The organism is Peribacillus suis (genome assembly GCF_059384845.1).
In genome coordinates, this window is record NZ_CM182019.1 from 3,587,190 (window position 1) to 3,605,004 (window position 17,815).

Below are 17,815 nucleotides of genomic sequence, written 5' to 3' on the forward strand. Positions count from 1 at the left end.
TCCTTCTATAAGAAATACGGGTGGAAAATCCAATTGGATAAACTTTTTCTGAGAGTGTTTTTAAGATATAATGGAGATAATGTATAAATGGTAGGTCATGTTTCATTGGTTTTACCTATTGGTATTGGGTTTATGCTCATAACCAAAGCAGCGATATAATTTACGTTCACTACTTCACATCATCTATATTTTAACGATATAGTATTATTGGCTATTTTAATCTATTAAAAAAAGCAATACAGTATGATATGCTTATAATAAAGACAGGAATGATGTGTGACCAGGTCACGCCTTGGCTTATTGTGACGCCTAAGCAGGACCACCTACATCCTTTCTGCAAATTTTAGGGTATAAGGATGGTAATGATGAGCAACGGAGAAATCAAAACAGACGTCATCTTAATTGGTGCCGGGATCATGAGCGCGACTTTGGGGACAATGCTTAAAGAACTAGTACCGGAATGGGAAATCAAGGTGTTCGAAAAGCTTGAAAGCGCGGGGGAAGAAAGCTCTAACGAGTGGAATAATGCGGGGACAGGTCATGCAGCACTGTGTGAACTTAATTACACAACTGAAAAACCAGATGGTTCTATTGATATTAGCAAGGCCCTTAAAATTAACGAACAATTTCAACTTTCAACTCAGTTTTGGTCTTATCTAGTAAAGAACAAGCTGATAAATAATCCACAAGACTTCATCACGTCATTGCCACATATGAGCATGGTTCAAGGGGAAGAAAATATTGCGTTCTTAAAGAAACGTTTTAAAGCGCTATCAGAAAGCCCTCTATTCCAAGGGATGGAATTTTCTGAAGACCCTGCAAAATTAAAGGAATGGATTCCACTTATCATGGAAAACCGTCCATCGAATGACCGCATTGCGGCCACTAAAATCGACTCTGGAACAGATGTTAACTTTGGTGCCTTGTCGCGTATGTTATTTGACCACTTAGAAAATAAAAATGTAGATATTAAATATAAACATTCTGTTGATAACATTAAACGGGCTAACGACGGTTCTTGGGAATTGAAAGTTCGTAACGCCAAGGGTAATGTTGAACGCCATAATGCTAAATTCGTCTTCATCGGCGGCGGGGGCGGAAGCTTGCACTTACTGCAAAAATCCGGTATCCCTGAAGGGAAGCATATTGGTGGATTCCCTGTCAGCGGGATCTTCATGGTATGTAATAATCCAGAAATCATCGAGCAACATCATGCCAAAGTATACGGAAAAGCTAAAGTTGGTGCTCCACCAATGTCTGTTCCGCATCTTGACACACGATTCATCGATAATAAAAAATCATTGCTATTCGGACCGTTTGCCGGCTTCTCACCGAAGTTCCTGAAAACAGGTTCCATGTTTGATTTAATCACTTCCGTCAAACCGAATAATGTCTTGACGATGTTATCAGCTGGCGCAAAAGAATTGCCTTTGACTAAATATCTGGTTCAGCAACTTATGTTATCGAAAGAACAACGCGTTGAAGAATTACGTGAGTTCATCCCTAACGCTAAAGTTGAAGATTGGGATTTGGTCGTAGCTGGACAACGTGTTCAAGTTATCAAAGATACGGATAAAGGAAAAGGAACGCTTCAATTTGGTACGGAAGTCATTACAGGGGCTGACGGTTCGATTGCCGCGTTATTGGGTGCATCACCAGGTGCTTCAACAGCCGTCCATGTTATGCTTCAAATCATCGACAAATGCTTCCCTGAACAGAAGCAAGAATGGGAACCGAAACTTAAAGAAATGATTCCGTCTTACGGCATTTCCTTGAAAGATAACCCAGACGTTCTTGAAGAAGTTCATTCTTCTACAGCAGAGGTACTTGGTTTACACAAAAAAAAAGAAAAAGCCTATAATTAATATTCGATAACCTTCAATCTGAAAAGGATTGAAGGTTTTTTTTTATTCATTTTAACTCAAAACTCTCCCCCTCTATTTATTCCGCCAAACTGGAAATCATGACATAGACCATAAAAATAGATTCACTAATCTTCCCATACCATGTTTTGTATGTATCTTGTTATCCATTGCCTTCGCATCCGGTACAGGTGATTTCGTCCAATTGTTTGAACCGACTGCCAGTGTGTTCGAGAAAGAAGGCAAGGGCCATATTGTCGCTTCCTTTGGTGCAGAGTCCGGTCATCTTCCCTATACCACCTTTATGGCCAAGGAAAGTTATCTGAAGGACGATAAAGAGACCGTAGAGAAATTTACTCGAGCCTTGAAGAAGGCACAGGATTGGGTGCAGGAAAATGATGCAGCAGAAGTCGCCAAAGTGATCCAACCATTCTTCGATGATATCGACGTTGAGACGATGGAGACCGTTATCGACCGTTACAAGGAGCAAGGTTCCTTTGCACCGGATCCGATTCTGGATGAAGAAGAATGGAATAACTTGCAGGATATCATGGACGAAGCCGGTGAATTGCCTACACGCATCAGCCATGATGAGCTTGTCAATACGGACTTTGCAAAAGAAGTCTCCAAATAAGGTACAGAGTAAGGAGGATGTCTCATGGGATTTTTGACGATCGAAGACATTCACCACACGTATTTTTCAAATCAGGCGGCCCAAACCGCACTTGGGGGCATTTCTCTCGATATTGAAAAAGGTGAATTCGTCTCTTTTCTTGGCCCGAGCGGTTGCGGGAAAACGACCCTGCTTTCCATCATCGCCGGACTGTTTCCACCCACTTCTGGGAAAATCCTGCTCGAGAACGAACCGCTTGGGACGGATCATGATTTTCCGATTGGCTATATGCTTCAACAGGATTACCTCTTTCCATGGAAGACGATAGATGAAAATGTTACGTTGGGGTTACGTCTATTGAAGAAAAATGAAGGATTGGAACGGGTCAAAGCGTTGAAGTTATTGAATGAGGTGGGTTTGGCCGGATCTGAAAAGTCGTATCCACGCGAACTCTCTGGTGGAATGAGGCAACGTGCAGCCCTGGCCCGGACTCTCGCCGTTGACCCGAAGATCCTGCTTCTTGATGAACCATTTTCTGCCCTGGATTATCAAACGAAACTGAAACTCGAGGACCTTGTATCGGAAACACTGAAATCATTCGGAAAGACTGCTGTCCTTGTGACCCATGATATCGGTGAAGCGATTGCGATGAGTGACCGGATCTATTTGTTCGCTGCGAAACCAGGTAAAATCCATAAGACATTCGATGTGCCCATGGAATTGCGTGAACTGACACCTTTCCATGCCCGTAATCATCCAGAGTACACCGCGTTATTCCAAACAATTTGGAAGGAGCTTGAAAGTCTTGAATATTGAACAGCTTCATGGCCAATATAAAGCCTCGTTGAAAAAAGAAAAAAAGCTGGTCCGTGTTTATCAGCTCCTCATTTTCATCGTCTTTTTCAGTGGGTGGGAGTTGTTTTCACGGATGAAATGGATCGATCCGCTCATCTTCAGTTCCCCTTCGAAAGTCTGGCAGTTATTTTTAACGAAAGTGGCTGATGGTTCCCTGCTCTCCCATTCGGGCGTGACGCTATTCGAAACCGTACTCGGCTTTCTTATCGGAACACTGCTTGGGACGGTGCTCGCTTCCGTACTTTGGTGGTCTCCTAGACTATCCAATATCCTTGATCCCTATCTCGTCATTTTAAATGCGATGCCGAAAGTGGCCCTTGGTCCCATCATCATCGTCGCATTCGGTCCCGGCTTCCCTTCGATTATTTCCATGGGAGCGATCATTTCCATCATCATCACCACGATTGTCGTCTATACCGCATTTCGGGAAGTCGACCCAAACTACCTGAAAGTCCTTCAAACATTTGGTGCCACACGGTTACAGTCGTTCCGGGAAGCCATATTACCCGCTTCCTTTCCAACCATCATCTCCACCTTGAAAGTGAACGTGGGACTCTCATGGGTGGGTGTCATCGTCGGAGAATTCCTTGTTTCCGCAAAAGGGCTCGGCTACCTAATCATCTATGGATTCCAAGTCTTCAATTTCACCCTCGTGATGCTTGCCTTGATGATCATCGCCGTCTTCGCAACCATCATGTACCAGCTTGTCGAACTGCTTGAACGAAAATTGATCAAGGACTGACCTAGCTGCTGATCGTAAATCGGCAGTTTTTTTATGTAAAGAAACAGCCTGCTGACTGTCTCTTTGTCATCCTTCCATCATGTCTTTAAGCCGTTTCAGGCTAAGCGGCAGGATTTCGTCTTTCATGATAAAACTGTACTCCTCGCCCGGGACGTCCGGCAGCTTAGCCAAAAGGAGCGGTCCGTCCGTCTCCAGATAATCCTTTTTGCTTTCCAGACCACCTAGCTCGGCGAAATAGATGGATTTAATGAACGGTTTCATGGGATCATGGACCTTGTATTGCCCTAAAAAAATCAACTCGTTCACCAATCCGCCTGTTTCTTCATACACTTCACGCTTGGCTGCCCCTTCAATCGTTTCTCCATCCTCCCGCTTGCCACCTGGAAATTCCAACCCGCGCTTCCGGTGTTTCGTCAATACCCACTTGCCACTGTATCGGCATATGACAAATACATGATAGGCAACCCCGAAAGCCTCATCATGTGAAAACTCGACCATATATCCATTTTCGTCTAGAAAGCTTTTCATATTTCCCACAACCAATCCTTATTTCACCCATTTCTCTCCATTTGAGTTATACTTATTATAAGATAAAAAAATGAGAATGTAGCAAAAAAGATGACCTCTAATATTCGAGGCCATCATCTGTCCGCTTTGCCTGCAGAATACCCATGCTTTCGATATGCCGCTTGCCTTCTTCTGTTCCTAGCATATAGATCATTTCATAAATCTTTTGAAGCGTGACATCCTGTTCATCGTTTTCACGGTCATAATGATATTGTAAATACGGTACGTGGGCACGATAAAAATTATCTTCCCCTACTGAATAATTGTAATCGAACAATTCCCGAAGCTGGATGATTTCATTATCCGTTGCCTCGATTTCAAAATTCCATGGAGAACTTTCCCGGTCCTGCGTGATTTGCCCGTTTGGGATGTATACGTAATACTTTTTCCTTGTTTCTTCCATTCGTCATCATCCTTTCCCTAACTCCTACGCTTATTTTCTCACCAGATTCCACCTTCATACGATGGAAAAATTTGTTTGCACAAATGGGAAAGATGTTAAATAATAGATTAAAGTATCTTTCAAAGGGTAAAACATATAATAAGCCCAAGCATCCTACAGATTTTTATATGCATCATGAGTTTTTTTTGATAACCTACATATAAAGAGATAACGGATTTTCAAGAAATGTGAGGTGAAAGTTATGAAGTTGATTGAAGAATTGTACAACATGTACCGTAATAAATTGACTGGTGATGAAGAAGACATTGATATGCTAACCTTTGCTGTCCTGGAACAATTGGACCGCAAGGAAATTTTTGAATTGCTTCAAGAGATGGATGACCAAGAACTAACCGATCTTATGGGCCTTTACATTATTGAAACGTTAAAAGGAAAATTCGCACAAAATAGTTTAAATGATACGAAACCTACTCACTTTTCACCAAGGAATATACATTAATTACATACCATATTAGGCGTCCCGCATCTTGGGACGCCTTTCTTTTTTTGGGATCTGTTAATAACCGAAATAATTTTCTCAGTCTACCTACTTCAACTTATCGTCTTCTAGATCCCAGGCACCTTTCAATTTCTTTATGCCCACTTGTATTTCTTCTTCTGAAACCCCTGCGAACCCTATTAAGACAGTGGTGGTCGGAGGTTGCTTTGTATAAAACAGGGAAGCGGGATAGATTTTCACGCCATGCATTTTTGCCCTCTCAATAAGCTCTACTTCATTAAACCGTGAGTCCACGTCAAGCAAGATATGCAGACCTGAATCTCCTCCCCGTATCTTCACATGTCTTCCTAATTCGTTTTGGATGGTCTCTAATACCATCTCTCTCTTTTTTTGATACAGCTTTCTCATTCTGTTGATGTGTTTTTGCCATTCGCCCCTTTTGATAAATTCAGCAAGCGTAAACTGAATGTGACAGGATATCGTTTGTTTATACAAGGAAGTGATTTCGGTACCTTTTTCTAATAGAGGTGCAGGAAGAACCATATAGCTGATGCGCAACGAGGGGAGAAGGGATTTAGAGAAAGTGCCCATATAAATGACCCGGTTATGCTGGTCAATCCCTTGCAAAGAAGGAATCGGCTGTCCGCTGTATCTATACTCCCCCTCATAATCATCCTCAATGATATAAGATTGGTTATCCTCTGCCCATTTAAGGAGCTGCCTTCTTCTGTTGACCGTCATGGTGGTGCCGAGTGGAAATTGATGAGAAGGCGTTACATATACAAGAGAAGGATTTTCATTTCGGATTCCCTGCATACAGATACCCTCTTCATCCACTGGCATAGGGAGAATCTTCATAGAATTGATTTCAAAGATCCTCCTCGCTCTCGGAAAGCCCGGATCCTCATACCCTATGGAAATGTCCCGCCCAAAGACTTGGCATAAGATCTGTAACAGTATAGGATTACCCGCCCCTAAAATGACCTGTTCAGGTTGACAATGAACACCGCGTGAATGATATAAATATTCGGCAATAAGCTCTCTCAACACAGGTTCCCCCAATATATTCCCTGGCCGATAAAGCTGTTGACCATATTGATCTAAGCTACTGACCATACTTTTTCGCCAAGAAGAAAAAGGAAAGTGGGTTGAATCCACATGGCCATAATGAAAGTCAATCCATTGTTCATTCTCTTTTATTTTGGGCTTAATGGAAGAGTCGTTTGCCATATGTACAAAATCGGATTCACTATAATCCACATACCAGCCGCTTCTCGGCTTGCTCACAATGTACCCTTCAGCCGCAAGCTGATCATAGGTACGCTCGACTGTCGTGTGGCTGATTGAAAGCTGAGACGCGAGCACCCTTTTGGAAGGAAGTTTCATCCCTTTTTGAAGATGCCCTTCCTGCATCTCTTTCTTGAAAAGCTGATAGAGCTGTTGATAAAGGGGCGTATCGTGGTTTCGATTTAAAAAAAATGTGATATCCACTTCGATGATCCCTCCTAACTGGCATGGTTTTATTTAAAGAAACTGGCTGTTTATTAAGAACCATTTTCTGTTTATATTCATTGTAATCCATTAAAAGGAATAAGACGCAGATAAAAAAGGATGTTGGAGAAATATGATTGGGAGTGATTGTAATGAAGAAAACATCAAATGGTTGGGTGAACGGTTTTATTGGCGTAATGATTTTTAGCGGCTCACTGCCTGCGACTCGCTTAGCTGTAGCGGATTTCGATCCAGTGTTCCTTACCTTGTGCCGCGCGGCGATAGCAGGTGTATTGGCAGGAGCCCTTCTTCTTCTCTTCCGGCAGTCACGTCCTGAAAGAACGGATATCGTCCCTCTTATGATCGTAGCGGTTGGTGTCGTGGTTGGTTTCCCACTGCTGACTGCCTTGGCCCTGCAATCTGTCACATCGGCACATGCTATCATCTTCATTGGTCTACTTCCGCTCTCGACGGCTATATTTGGGGTGATTCGGGGTGGGGAACGCCCACGTCCCTCCTTCTGGATATTTTCTGCTGCTGGTAGCTTCCTGGTTGCAGGGTATGCCCTCATCCAAGATGGGGAAGCTTCCCCAATCGGCGACGTTTACATGGTGGCCTCGATCATCATATGTGGTCTCGGTTATGCTGAAGGCGCTCGACTCTCACGGAAGCTAGGGGACTGGCAGGTGATCTGTTGGGCTCTCGTTCTATCCCTTCCCCTAATGCTTCCATTTTCCGTCTATCTATCCCCGGATTCGTGGGACGACATTGGTGGACCTTCACTATTGAGCCTTGCTTATGTATCTTTATTCAGCATGCTCATCGGCTTCATCTTCTGGTACCGTGGTCTCGCTCAGGGTGGTATAGCGGCGGTTGGGCAGCTGCAGCTCCTTCAACCATTTTTCGGGATGTTGCTTGCAGCTGTCTTTCTGCATGAGGAGGTTGGTCCCACACTCATAGCTGTGAATATAGCTGTGGTGCTTTGTGTGGCAGCGACCCGACGTGTAGCAAGAGCACCACGAATGAAAGCCGAGACAGAAGACGTGAAAAGTGATTTGACGAAATAGTCTAGAAACAAAAAAAGGCCCTACCGAAGTAGAACCCATCTCATTCTAAGCTTAGTTTCCTAAATAAGCACGTAGCATCCAAGCATGTTTGTTCAAGCTTTTCTTCATGCTAGTCAGCATATCGGCTGTTACTGGATCTTCCTCTTCAGCGGCTTCGATGATTTCTAGGAATTCCGTAGAAAGTTTTTCGAAATCGGTGATGACGCTTTGTACCATATCTTCTGTATTTTCTTTACCTGTCGCTTCTTCAAGAGTCGTCAATTCTAAATATTCTTTAAGCGTAGCGACCGGTTTTTCTCCGATGGCTAAAAGTCGTTCAGCTAGCTCGTCCATGTCTGTGCCGATTTCTGTGTATAATTCTTCTAGTTTTTGGTGAAGTTCAAAGAAGTGGGGTCCATTTACGAACCAGTGGAAATTGTGGATTTTTGTATAAAGGACATTGAAGTTTGCAATTTCTTTGTTTACTAATTTACCTAATTTTTTCTGAGTCATAATATCTACCTCCGTTAGTTGGTTATACCTATATAGTTCCCTCTCCACAAAAATTGAAACCTTTATCGCTTCAATTCTTATGCTAAAATGAATATATAATTTGTCCCAAAGGAGCTGTCAATATGTTTACGGTTTTGGTGATATCCATCATAGTCATCTTGATTGTACTGGGGCTATCCGTCCTGACGATTGGTAAAGGCTATAGCTACAAGCATACTGTCGATCCAATTGACCCGCTGCCAAAAAACGAAGAAGAGGAAAAAGACCAAGATAAATAAAAAAAATCCTGTCTTGGAAAAGACAGGATTTTTTTAGAGCTTAACCGAATACTTTATGAAGGTCCGCTTTATCTTGTGATAACCAGAAATTCATCAATTTCTTGGCTCCTTCAAGATCATGCAATTTTGCTTGGCCGCATTGCTTTTCATTAGCAGCTGGAATTTCCGTGATTTGCAGGGCATCCTTGAACGTATCTTCCAATACGTCGATGATTTCCGTCACGGTCGGCTCACCACTCACAACCAGGTAATATCCTGTTTGGCAACCCATTGGCGAAATGTCGATGATATCAAAATGATCGTACTGCTCGGAATGCTTACGGATGTTGAACGCGAGCAAATGTTCCAAAGTGTGGATCGTATCCGGCTTCATCGCTTGCTTGTTCGGCTGGCAGAAACGGATATCAAATTTATTAACAACACCATCTGTTCCGACCTTATGGACACCGCAATGTCTTACATAGGGGGCTTTAACAGCATTATGATCTAATTCAAAGCTTTCAACTGAAGGCATTTTATTCACTCCTTAATTGTATGTCTCTTCTATTTTACCTTGAAACACAATATATTTCACCCTTTTAAATTTATGCCAATTGGCTGAACAGGCCTAAAATCCTTTCTCACATCCTTTATTAACCTTCTAGAAAACAAAAGAAATATGGTATAATAAACGATAGTGAATTTATTTGAAAAGAGATGAAATTGCTTGCTGAAAAAAATGATCATGGGCATCATACGTTTTTATCAGATTGTGGTTTCTCCATTAAAACCGCCAACATGCCGTTTTTACCCTACCTGTTCTCATTACGGTTTAGAGGCCGTGAACCGTTTCGGTCCGATCAAAGGAAGCTGGCTAGCCATCATCAGGATTCTTAAATGCCATCCGTTCCATCCAGGTGGTATTGACCTTGTTCCAGAAAAAAAGAAAAAACAGTAATAAGAAGGAACGCGTCAAAAAAACCTTGCTTTTCGGAACGATTTTATGTATTATACTATAGTCAAATCGTAATCATTTCGTTTTCAAAACCATACATTTTAAATCGTAATCAATACGAATTATTCAAAAAGGAGAATTTTTTCATGAAAAGAAAATTATTACTTCTTTCACTCATTGCAGCATTGGCCCTTACAGGTTGCGGCAAGTCTGAAGGAAAGCAGAAGGAAGATAAAGATGTGCTGGATATATACACGACCGTTTATCCTCTGGAATATTTCACGGAAACCATTGGGGGCGAATTTGTGAACGTTGAGACGGTTTATCCTCCGGGTACAGATGAGCATACCTTCGATCCCTCCCAAAAGGATATTGTAGGCATGGCGAACTCAGACCTATTTTTCTATATTGGATATAATTTAGAGGGCTTTGTCACAAAAGCTGAACCGATCTTAAAGGGTGAAGGCGTAACTACGGTCGCTGTAGGTGAAACCGTTTCAGTAGATGAACATGATGAGGAACACGATCATGAACATGGAGAACCCGATGACGATGGCCATGATCATGGCAGCGTCAACCCACATCTATGGCTCGACCCCATCTATTCCATTCAGATGGCCGAAACCGTGAAAGACGAGTTAACGAAGCAGATGCCGGAACAGGAAAGCTACTTCACATTGCGTTTTAACGAGCTTTCAGATAAATTGAAGGCACTCGACAAGCAGTTCGCGAAAACAATCAAGGCCGGTCGTACGAATAAAGTGATTGTTTCCCATTCTGCTTATGGGTATTGGGAAGATCGCTACGGCCTTGAACAAATCGGGGTAACCGGACTTACCTCGTCAAATGAACCGTCGCAAAAACAGCTGGCTAGCATCGTCTCCATGGCTAAAGATGAAGACCTTCATTACGTCATCTTCGAACAGAATATCAGTTCCAAGCTGACCGAAATCATCCAGAAGGAAATGGGGGCGGAAGCACTCGAGTTCCACAATCTTTCCGTTCTGACAGATAAGGACATCGAAGCCGGTGAGGATTACTTCAGCCTCATGGAAAATAACATCAAGACCCTACAAACGGCATTACACTAAACATATCAGGAGGCGAACCCACATGGTTCGCCTCTTTTCCATTTTTAATCCAGTGTAAATGCACTTCCTTTGTTCAAAGCTATAGATGTACCATTAAAGGAGGAGGAATTCATATGGCTCAGGATGTAAAATGTGCTGTTGACAGCTGTACGTTTTGGAAGCACGGCAATCGTTGTTCCGCTGACATGATTAAAATCGAGCATTATTCAGAAGAACGTGCTCACACAAGCCATCAAACTGGATGCCGCACCTTCAAACCCGCTGAGGATTTGTAAGTTCATTAAGAAACCGGACTCAAAGATTGGATTTGAGTCCGGTTTTTTTCACTCGATATATTTCTCGCGTATCCTTTCCATCTTCTCCATCAAGTCTTTTCCGATGACTGGCTCGAATTCTGGATAGATGCTTGTCATTTCTTTCATCCACAGCTTTCTCTCTTTATCGGATAAGGTATAGACTTCAATCGTGGATTTCTCTTCAATGGCTTGTAGCTGGGTTTGGTTCATTTCCTTCGCCTTGTCCCAAAGCCAAGATGTGGTATCATCCATCGCCCGCGTGATTTGCTGTTGGATATCCGGAGGAAGGTCTTCCCAAAAGGATTGATTCATCATGACGACATACCCTAAATAGCCATGGTCACTTATGGTTAAATATTTTTGCACGTCATATAGCTTCTTGGAATAGATATTGGAGATCGTATTTTCCTGGCTATCTGTTTTCTTGATTTCCAGACTTTTGAATGTGTCATTAAACTCCAACTTCGAGGTTGACGCACCAAAGTGTTCGAATTGACTCTCCAGCACAGGACTTGGCATGATCCGGAAGTTTTTCCCGGACAAGTCTTCAGGACGGCGGATGGGCTCATTGCTTGTCATTTGTTTAAAGTTATTGGACCAAAAGGCAAGACCCTCGATATTTACCTCAGCTAAATGATTCAGAAGTTCTTCTCCTACTTCCCCATTCAGCGCTTCTTTGAGGGCAGCATCCGTGGGAAAGATATAAGGAAGGTCCAAAAGCATCCATTTTTCCGATATGTTCGTAATTTTAGAAGTGGTCGGTGCAATCATCTGCACCTTATTTTCTTGTAATGCCTCTATTTCTTCGCGATCACTATACAACGATTGATTCGGGTACACCTCAATTTTGACACGGTGATCGGTATATTCGTCCACAAGGGCCGCAAACCGGCTTGCCGCCAAACCCTTGGGTGTATTCTCAGCCACCACATGACTGAACTTAATCACGATTTGATCCTCCATTCCAACCTGTTCCTCATCTATGGGCAAATCGAACCCAAAGCTTGTAAAGAACGATTGAAAGGCGATATAAACCGCAACCAATACCCCTATTCCGATCAACACCAGGTATCCCCCGTAAGCACGCATAGTGACATCTCCTTACCGAACGCTTCACATTATACGTTCATTCTATCACAGCTTTTTCACCGTTGTATGACAACCTAGGAAATTGGGCGAAAATAACCGAAGATTCTGGTAGTATTAAGGAGAGATCTAATGGAGGAAAACAAATGGATAAATCCTTTCATATGCCGATTCAATTAAAGATCACCCTGCTATCCTTTATAATCGTGGCCTTTTCCATCCTCATTGGTGGGATTATCATTTTTGGGAATATCGTCTCCATCAGGGAAGAGGAAACCGGTGCCCGTTCGATGATCACGGCCCATACGATTGCAGAACTTCCCGAAGTACAAAAGATGGTCCTGGAACCTGAAGGCTGGACCGAACTGAATCCCATCATTGAAAATTTAAGAAAAATTCATCAGGCCGATTATATCGTTGTCCTGAATGAAAAACATATGCGGTACTCCCATCCGGTTTACAGCCAACTGGGAACCTTATCGAAAAGCAATGATGAGCGTGCCGCTTTTGCAGAACATGAATATATCTCGAAAGCCGTAGGGGAACTTGGCGTTTCCGTTCGTGCCTTCGTTCCCATCCTAAATGAAGAAAACAAACAGATAGGTGTCGTCCTTGTCGGGAACATCCTGCCGACGATCCCGGAAGTCATCACTGACTTAAAGACGGAAATACTGCTTCTTCTCTTTTTGACGCTTCTGTTTGGTGTATGCGGCTCATGGCTACTGGCCAGGCGCATTAAAAAGGAAACCTTCCAGCTTGAGCCACACCAGATTTCCCAGATGCTCGTTGAAAGGACGGCCGCCTTCAATGCCATGCATGAAGGGGTCATCGCCATTGACACTAATCAGATCATTACGATATTCAATGAAAAGGCCAAACAGATGCTGAACATAAGCGGTTCCGTGATCGGCAAAAAAATCACGGATGTGGTGGATGATACCCGCCTCCCAGAAGTTTTGGAACGGACTACTCCCATCGTCAATCAGGAAATTTCCGTCCAGCAAAAAAACATCCTGAGCAACCGGGTACCGATCAAGATAGACGATAAGACCGTCGGCGCCGTGGCCATTTTCCAAGACCGGACGGATGTGACGAAGCTTGCCGAAGAACTGACAAGCGTAAAGGCATTCGTGGAAGCTCTGCGTGTACAAAATCATGAACATATGAACAAGCTACATACGATCGCTGGATTGATACAACTAGGAAATTTAGACGATGCTCTACAGTATATTTTTCAGATCACCGAGGAACAGGAGGAATTGACCAGGTTCTTAACGAAGCACATACACGATGATAATTTAGTGGGGCTACTTTTGAGTAAGGTTTCCTTAGGCAGGGAACTTGGCATCGAGCTTACCATGGATAAGCATACGAAGCTGGACCGCTTTCCACCTGACATGGATTATCATGATTTTGTCTTGATCGTCGGAAATCTGATTGAGAATTCTTTTGCGGCACTCAAATATTCGACCGAAGAATCCAAGCAGGTCTATCTGTCCATCTATCAAGATGAACGGCATTGTCAAATCGTGCTGGAAGACAATGGACCGGGCATTCCCGAACCTATACATAAGGATATTTTCGAGTATGGTTTCACGACAAAAGGTTCCGGGGGATCGGGAATAGGACTTTATCTAATCAATCAAATTGTAAAAAAGGCGCATGGTGAAATGAGTTTTACGACGCGGCCTAACGAAGGGACTAGCTTTTTTCTTTCCTTTCCCATGCAGGATATAGAGGAGATCAAATGACCAATCAAATATGTGTACTTTTAATTGAAGATGACCCAATGGTCCAGGAGGTAAATAAACAATTTATCGAGCGCCTTTCCGCCTTTACCGTGGTGGATACGGCTAATAATGGACTGGAAGGTCTTGGAAAAATCAAGAAGCTAAAACCGGATCTTGTCATTTTGGACATCTTCATGCCGAACTTGAATGGCGTGGATACGCTTTATCAAATAAGGAAAGACCAACTTGATGTCGACGTCATCATCATCTCGGCGGCCAATGATCAGAAAACCATCCGGAAAATGATTCAGAATGGAGCCTTTGATTATTTAATTAAACCCTTTAAATTCGAAAGGCTGCAACATACACTTGAGCAGTATTATGCCTTTCGCATGGAAGTTGAGCCAGATCATTCTATCTCTCAAACCCAACTGGATCGCCTTCTCTTCCAAAACCAATCGTCTCCTAAGCAGACATTGAAAAAAAATGTCCCCAAAGGGTTGAACGGGTCCACTCTGGAACAGGTCACGAAATTCATCAAAACCCAACCTGGCTCTCTATCCGCAGAGGACGTCGCCGATGGAATCGGCATTGCGCGGGTGACGGCCCGACGCTATCTCGAGTACTTACATGATGAAGAAATCCTTCAACTTGATGTCCAGTATGGCAATATTGGCCGCCCTGTCAATCGATACCGCCTTAACAAGGAATAGCCCATATGAAAAGGGACCGATTCATACCATGAAGACGGTTCCTTTCATGCTTCCTTCGTCCGGTCATACATTCCCCATTTTCTTTTCAAAAGAAACAACTCGCACTCCGCTAATGCAGTGATTTCCTTAATGACAAAATCCGGCATCCCCCTTCTTAACAAAACCTCTGCAATAAGGTACGGCTTTTTCATATTCTTCCCCCCTCCCTTTCTCTAAAATGTTTTCGCTTTCTTACATTATACAAAATAATCCATAAAAAGAAAAATAGACAAAGCCCCATTTTTGAGTAAATGGGGCTTTTTTTGAATATAAATATTTTAATAAGGACTAATCATTCAATCGATAAATGAGGAGGAAGGTAAAACCAGTTACGAATTGTAATAGAGTCGCCGAATCGGAAACCGATCCAGTTCTCTCCTTTATCCATAGCAAAAAAGCTGCCCCATGACAGCTTCATCTACTCACTATAATCTCCCCTATTGCATCGGGGTTTACATTACTTATAAACGGCCCTATAGCTTGTCAGTTCATCCAACCGCTTCTCACGGATGTCAAAACCGATTCCCGGTTTGTTCGGAACCTTAATGACACCATTTTTCACGATGACTTCCGGTTCGATGATGTCACTCTCCCAATAGTGGGACGAAGAGGAGATATCTCCCGGAATCGTGAATCCTTTTAACGTGGCCAGTGCAAGATTATGGGCACGTGATATGCCGAACTCAATCATGCCACCACACCAAAGAGGAATATCGTGCTCCACACAAAGATCATGAATCTTGACCGCTTGCGACCAACCTCCGACCTTTGCCATTTTGATCGTGATCACTCCGCAGCTCTTTAGCATCAGCGCACTTTTCGCATCATGGTAGGAATTGATGCTTTCATCAAGGCAAACCGGTGTCTTTAGCCGCTTTTGCAAAATGGCATGTTCGACGATATCATCATGCCCAAGGGGCTGCTCGATCATCATAAGCTGAAAGTCATCCAGCTTTTGCAGATGCGGGACATCCGAAAGCGAGTAGGCCGAATTCGCATCCACCATCAAGGGGATATCTGGATAGGCCCTCCGGATTTGCGTCAGGTATTCCGTATCATTTGCTGGATTGATCTTGATTTTATAGCGTCGATAGCCGACCGCCAAGCCTTCCTCTATTTGCCGGAGTGCATCCTCTATGTGATCCGAGGCAACGACGACCCCAGCATCCACTTCGGTTCGTTCCCCGCCGAATAGCTTTCCGAGATAGATGCCCTCTTGCTTGGCATACAGATCCCAGATTGCCTGTTCCAAGGCCGACTTTGCCATGGCATTCCTTCTGATACCGCTCCAAAGGCCCGCAAGCTGATTGGGATGCGTCAAATCGAATGCCAAAGTCTTAGGAATCAGGAAGTCCTTCAACATATGAAAACAGGTTTTCACTGTTTCCTCGGTGTACCATGGACTCGAAAATGGCACTGCCTCCCCGTATCCAATACCCCCATCTTGATCTCGTGCTTCGACAATGATGACTTCCCGTTCCGTCACGGTTTCCAGATGGGTCGTGAATGGCCGCTTTAAAGGGGCCTTCACGAGCCTTAAAGTGATGGATGTCAACTTCATTTCTGGTCCCCCCATCGCTTCTTCAGTTCCCTCCGCAGCAGCTTACTTGCACCATTGCGTGGCAGTTCTTCAAGAAATAATACGCTGCGGGGAATTTTATAAGCAGCTAGCCCTTCTCGGCAATGGGCCAACAGCTCAGCTTCGCTAACTTCCATGCCTTTATGCCTGACAACGAAAGCAAGCGGCACCTGCCCCCATGTTTCATGATCGATACCGGTGACACCCGCCTCGAAAACGGCTGGGTGCGTACTTAGGACATTCTCAATCTCGGCTGGATAGACATTCTCCCCTCCAGAAATGATTAAGTCCGAACGCCGGTCAAGCACGTATAAAAACCCTTCTTCATCAAGGTAACCCAGATCCCCCGTGTAAAGCCAGCCCCCTGAAATCGCTTGCTCTGTCGCATCCAAACGATTGAGATAGCCTTTCGTTACATTCGGACCCGATACGACAATCTCACCCGGTACACCCGGTCCGCATATCTTTCCGTCCTTCTCTATCCTTAGTTGGGAAGGGAACAAGGCCTTACCGGCAGACCCAACCTTTGTCATCGCATTTTCCGGGGCAAGTGTCACGATTTGCGAAGCTGTTTCCGTCATGCCGTAGGTCTGATAAACGGGTATTCCTTTTTCCCTGCAGGCTTCGAGCATATGTACAGGTGCAGGGCCTCCGCCTAGCAGTGCGCAACGAAATGTTTCCGGATAACGTGCAGCACCAAGGTCATGCAGCATTCTATTCAACATCGCCGTCACAACCGATATCATCGTCACACCATTATTCAAGATGGCTCGGTTTGCCTCATGTTCATCGAATTTCTCGACCAACACGACTTTCATTCCATAGATTACACTTTTCATCAGAATCGATAACCCGCTTATATGAAAAATCGGGACTGCACAATACCAGCTGTCCTCTTCCCTCAAGCCAAGGTTCAATACGGAGCCGACCGCGCTCCACCAGTGATTGCCGAACGATTGGATGACGCCTTTTGGATGGCCCGTCGTACCCGATGTATACATGATCGTGGCCGTATCTTCCAGATAGAAGTAATTGAGTATATCAGCGGTTCCTTCAGCGGGCAACGCTTCTTTAAAAAGAACCTCAACGTCCGGAAGCAACGATTGGATCCCGGAAAGCTTTTCGATAAACCCTTCTTCCGAAATCAGCCTCATTGACTCGCTGTCCTTGATTTGCCAAGATAATTCCCTGACCGTCAGCTTATTATTGAGCACCACGATTTTCGCGCCCAAATAAAAGAGGGCATGAATCATGACGACGCTATCAATATGATTCCGAAGTAAAACCGCGCATGGTTCACCAGCCTTTATCCCACTAGCTGCCAATTTCCCCGCCATTTTTTCCGTCAACCTATGTAATTCAAGAAACGTATACGTGCTCCCTTCAAACTCGATCGCCGGACGGTCAGGTGATAAATGAGCACGGTTTTTCAGCCAATTCGGCAATTTCTCTTCAGTCATCCAAAGGCCCTCTCCTTT

At 43.9% G+C, this 17,815-nt stretch carries 20 protein-coding genes and 1 pseudogene; 12 read left to right on the forward strand and 9 right to left on the reverse strand.

Features of this window, described 5'->3' with window-relative positions; translation table 11 throughout:
- The first annotated feature begins 365 nt into the window (after positions 1 to 365).
- The 4 genes and pseudogenes from AC503W_RS17515 to AC503W_RS17530 all read left to right on the forward strand — a co-directional run bounded on the left by AC503W_RS17515 (position 366) and on the right by AC503W_RS17530 (position 4,072).
- The gene (locus AC503W_RS17515) at positions 366 to 1,865 is read left to right on the forward strand and encodes a malate:quinone oxidoreductase (RefSeq protein WP_407406251.1); all 1,500 of its coding nucleotides are present in this window, start codon (positions 366 to 368) and stop codon (positions 1,863 to 1,865) included.
- A 169-nt stretch (positions 1,866 to 2,034) separates the two neighbouring features.
- Positions 2,035 to 2,496: pseudogene (locus AC503W_RS17520) on the forward strand (ABC transporter substrate-binding protein); the annotation flags it as partial.
- 24 nt (positions 2,497 to 2,520) lie between these two features.
- A complete protein-coding gene (locus tag AC503W_RS17525; RefSeq protein WP_402957022.1) occupies positions 2,521 to 3,291 on the forward strand; it encodes an ABC transporter ATP-binding protein in 771 nt (256 codons plus the stop codon).
- Positions 3,281 to 4,072: an ABC transporter permease gene (locus AC503W_RS17530; protein WP_402875150.1), complete on the forward strand. Its 792-nt coding sequence runs from the start codon at positions 3,281 to 3,283 to the stop codon at positions 4,070 to 4,072. Before AC503W_RS17525 ends, AC503W_RS17530 begins: the two co-directional genes overlap by 11 nt.
- 66 nt (positions 4,073 to 4,138) lie before the next feature.
- Here the strand turns inward: AC503W_RS17530 and ytkD are convergent, their stop codons facing one another.
- Positions 4,139 to 4,600, reverse strand: coding sequence for an RNA deprotection pyrophosphohydrolase (ytkD, locus tag AC503W_RS17535; protein WP_427687817.1), 462 nt, complete (start codon positions 4,598 to 4,600; stop codon positions 4,139 to 4,141).
- A gap of 97 nt (positions 4,601 to 4,697) precedes the next feature.
- Positions 4,698 to 5,042 carry a hydrolase gene (locus AC503W_RS17540; RefSeq protein ID WP_402875159.1) on the reverse strand — a complete coding sequence of 115 codons (345 nt, stop codon included), beginning with the start codon at positions 5,040 to 5,042 and terminating at the stop codon, positions 4,698 to 4,700.
- 241 nt (positions 5,043 to 5,283) lie between these two features.
- Here AC503W_RS17540 and AC503W_RS17545 point away from each other — a divergent pair, with 241 nt between their 5' ends.
- Positions 5,284 to 5,541: a DUF6154 family protein gene (locus AC503W_RS17545; protein WP_402875161.1), complete on the forward strand. Its 258-nt coding sequence runs from the start codon at positions 5,284 to 5,286 to the stop codon at positions 5,539 to 5,541.
- 87 nt (positions 5,542 to 5,628) lie between these two features.
- On the opposite strand, the gene pdxR is transcribed toward AC503W_RS17545, so the two are convergent.
- The gene (pdxR, locus tag AC503W_RS17550; protein ID WP_427687819.1) at positions 5,629 to 7,032 is read right to left on the reverse strand and encodes a MocR-like pyridoxine biosynthesis transcription factor PdxR; all 1,404 of its coding nucleotides are present in this window, start codon (positions 7,030 to 7,032) and stop codon (positions 5,629 to 5,631) included.
- A gap of 152 nt (positions 7,033 to 7,184) precedes the next feature.
- On the opposite strand from pdxR, the gene AC503W_RS17555 reads away from it, so the two are divergent.
- Positions 7,185 to 8,099: a DMT family transporter gene (locus tag AC503W_RS17555; protein ID WP_427687821.1), complete on the forward strand. Its 915-nt coding sequence runs from the start codon at positions 7,185 to 7,187 to the stop codon at positions 8,097 to 8,099.
- Between the two features lie 51 nt (positions 8,100 to 8,150).
- Here the strand turns inward: AC503W_RS17555 and AC503W_RS17560 are convergent, their stop codons facing one another.
- A complete protein-coding gene (locus AC503W_RS17560; protein ID WP_402875179.1) occupies positions 8,151 to 8,591 on the reverse strand; it encodes a Dps family protein in 441 nt (146 codons plus the stop codon).
- A gap of 122 nt (positions 8,592 to 8,713) precedes the next feature.
- Here AC503W_RS17560 and ytzI point away from each other — a divergent pair, with 122 nt between their 5' ends.
- The gene (gene ytzI / locus AC503W_RS17565; RefSeq protein WP_402875181.1) at positions 8,714 to 8,869 is read left to right on the forward strand and encodes a YtzI protein; all 156 of its coding nucleotides are present in this window, start codon (positions 8,714 to 8,716) and stop codon (positions 8,867 to 8,869) included.
- Between the two features lie 40 nt (positions 8,870 to 8,909).
- Here ytzI and AC503W_RS17570 read toward each other — a convergent pair whose 3' ends face one another.
- The gene (locus AC503W_RS17570; RefSeq protein WP_402957008.1) at positions 8,910 to 9,383 is read right to left on the reverse strand and encodes an S-ribosylhomocysteine lyase; all 474 of its coding nucleotides are present in this window, start codon (positions 9,381 to 9,383) and stop codon (positions 8,910 to 8,912) included.
- A 204-nt stretch (positions 9,384 to 9,587) separates the two neighbouring features.
- Here AC503W_RS17570 and yidD point away from each other — a divergent pair, with 204 nt between their 5' ends.
- From yidD to AC503W_RS17585, 3 genes are all read left to right on the forward strand, one after another.
- The gene (gene yidD / locus AC503W_RS17575; RefSeq protein WP_402875252.1) at positions 9,588 to 9,806 is read left to right on the forward strand and encodes a membrane protein insertion efficiency factor YidD; all 219 of its coding nucleotides are present in this window, start codon (positions 9,588 to 9,590) and stop codon (positions 9,804 to 9,806) included.
- A 143-nt stretch (positions 9,807 to 9,949) separates the two neighbouring features.
- Positions 9,950 to 10,894, forward strand: a complete 945-nt coding sequence (locus AC503W_RS17580; RefSeq protein ID WP_427687823.1) for a metal ABC transporter solute-binding protein, Zn/Mn family — start codon at positions 9,950 to 9,952, stop codon at positions 10,892 to 10,894.
- 113 nt (positions 10,895 to 11,007) lie between these two features.
- Positions 11,008 to 11,169 carry a DUF1540 domain-containing protein gene (locus AC503W_RS17585; protein ID WP_402875188.1) on the forward strand — a complete coding sequence of 54 codons (162 nt, stop codon included), beginning with the start codon at positions 11,008 to 11,010 and terminating at the stop codon, positions 11,167 to 11,169.
- Between the two features lie 48 nt (positions 11,170 to 11,217).
- On the opposite strand, the gene AC503W_RS17590 is transcribed toward AC503W_RS17585, so the two are convergent.
- Positions 11,218 to 12,279 carry a DctP family TRAP transporter solute-binding subunit gene (locus AC503W_RS17590; protein WP_402875191.1) on the reverse strand — a complete coding sequence of 354 codons (1,062 nt, stop codon included), beginning with the start codon at positions 12,277 to 12,279 and terminating at the stop codon, positions 11,218 to 11,220.
- A 143-nt stretch (positions 12,280 to 12,422) separates the two neighbouring features.
- Between AC503W_RS17590 and AC503W_RS17595 the strand changes: the two genes are divergently transcribed.
- Positions 12,423 to 14,027: an ATP-binding protein gene (locus AC503W_RS17595; protein WP_427687825.1), complete on the forward strand. Its 1,605-nt coding sequence runs from the start codon at positions 12,423 to 12,425 to the stop codon at positions 14,025 to 14,027.
- Positions 14,024 to 14,719, forward strand: coding sequence for a response regulator (locus AC503W_RS17600; protein WP_494915265.1), 696 nt, complete (start codon positions 14,024 to 14,026; stop codon positions 14,717 to 14,719). Before AC503W_RS17595 ends, AC503W_RS17600 begins: the two co-directional genes overlap by 4 nt.
- A gap of 44 nt (positions 14,720 to 14,763) precedes the next feature.
- On the opposite strand, the gene AC503W_RS17605 is transcribed toward AC503W_RS17600, so the two are convergent.
- From AC503W_RS17605 to AC503W_RS17615, 3 genes are all read right to left on the reverse strand, one after another.
- Complete coding sequence (locus AC503W_RS17605; protein ID WP_402991844.1) at positions 14,764 to 14,910, reverse strand: hypothetical protein; 147 nt, start codon at positions 14,908 to 14,910, stop codon at positions 14,764 to 14,766.
- Between the two features lie 305 nt (positions 14,911 to 15,215).
- Positions 15,216 to 16,319, reverse strand: coding sequence for an o-succinylbenzoate synthase (gene menC, locus AC503W_RS17610; protein ID WP_427687829.1), 1,104 nt, complete (start codon positions 16,317 to 16,319; stop codon positions 15,216 to 15,218).
- On the reverse strand, positions 16,316 to 17,797 hold the full coding sequence (locus AC503W_RS17615) for an o-succinylbenzoate--CoA ligase (protein WP_427687831.1): 1,482 nt from the start codon (positions 17,795 to 17,797) through the stop codon (positions 16,316 to 16,318). Before AC503W_RS17615 ends, menC begins: the two co-directional genes overlap by 4 nt.
- Between the last annotated feature and the right edge of the window lie 18 nt (positions 17,798 to 17,815).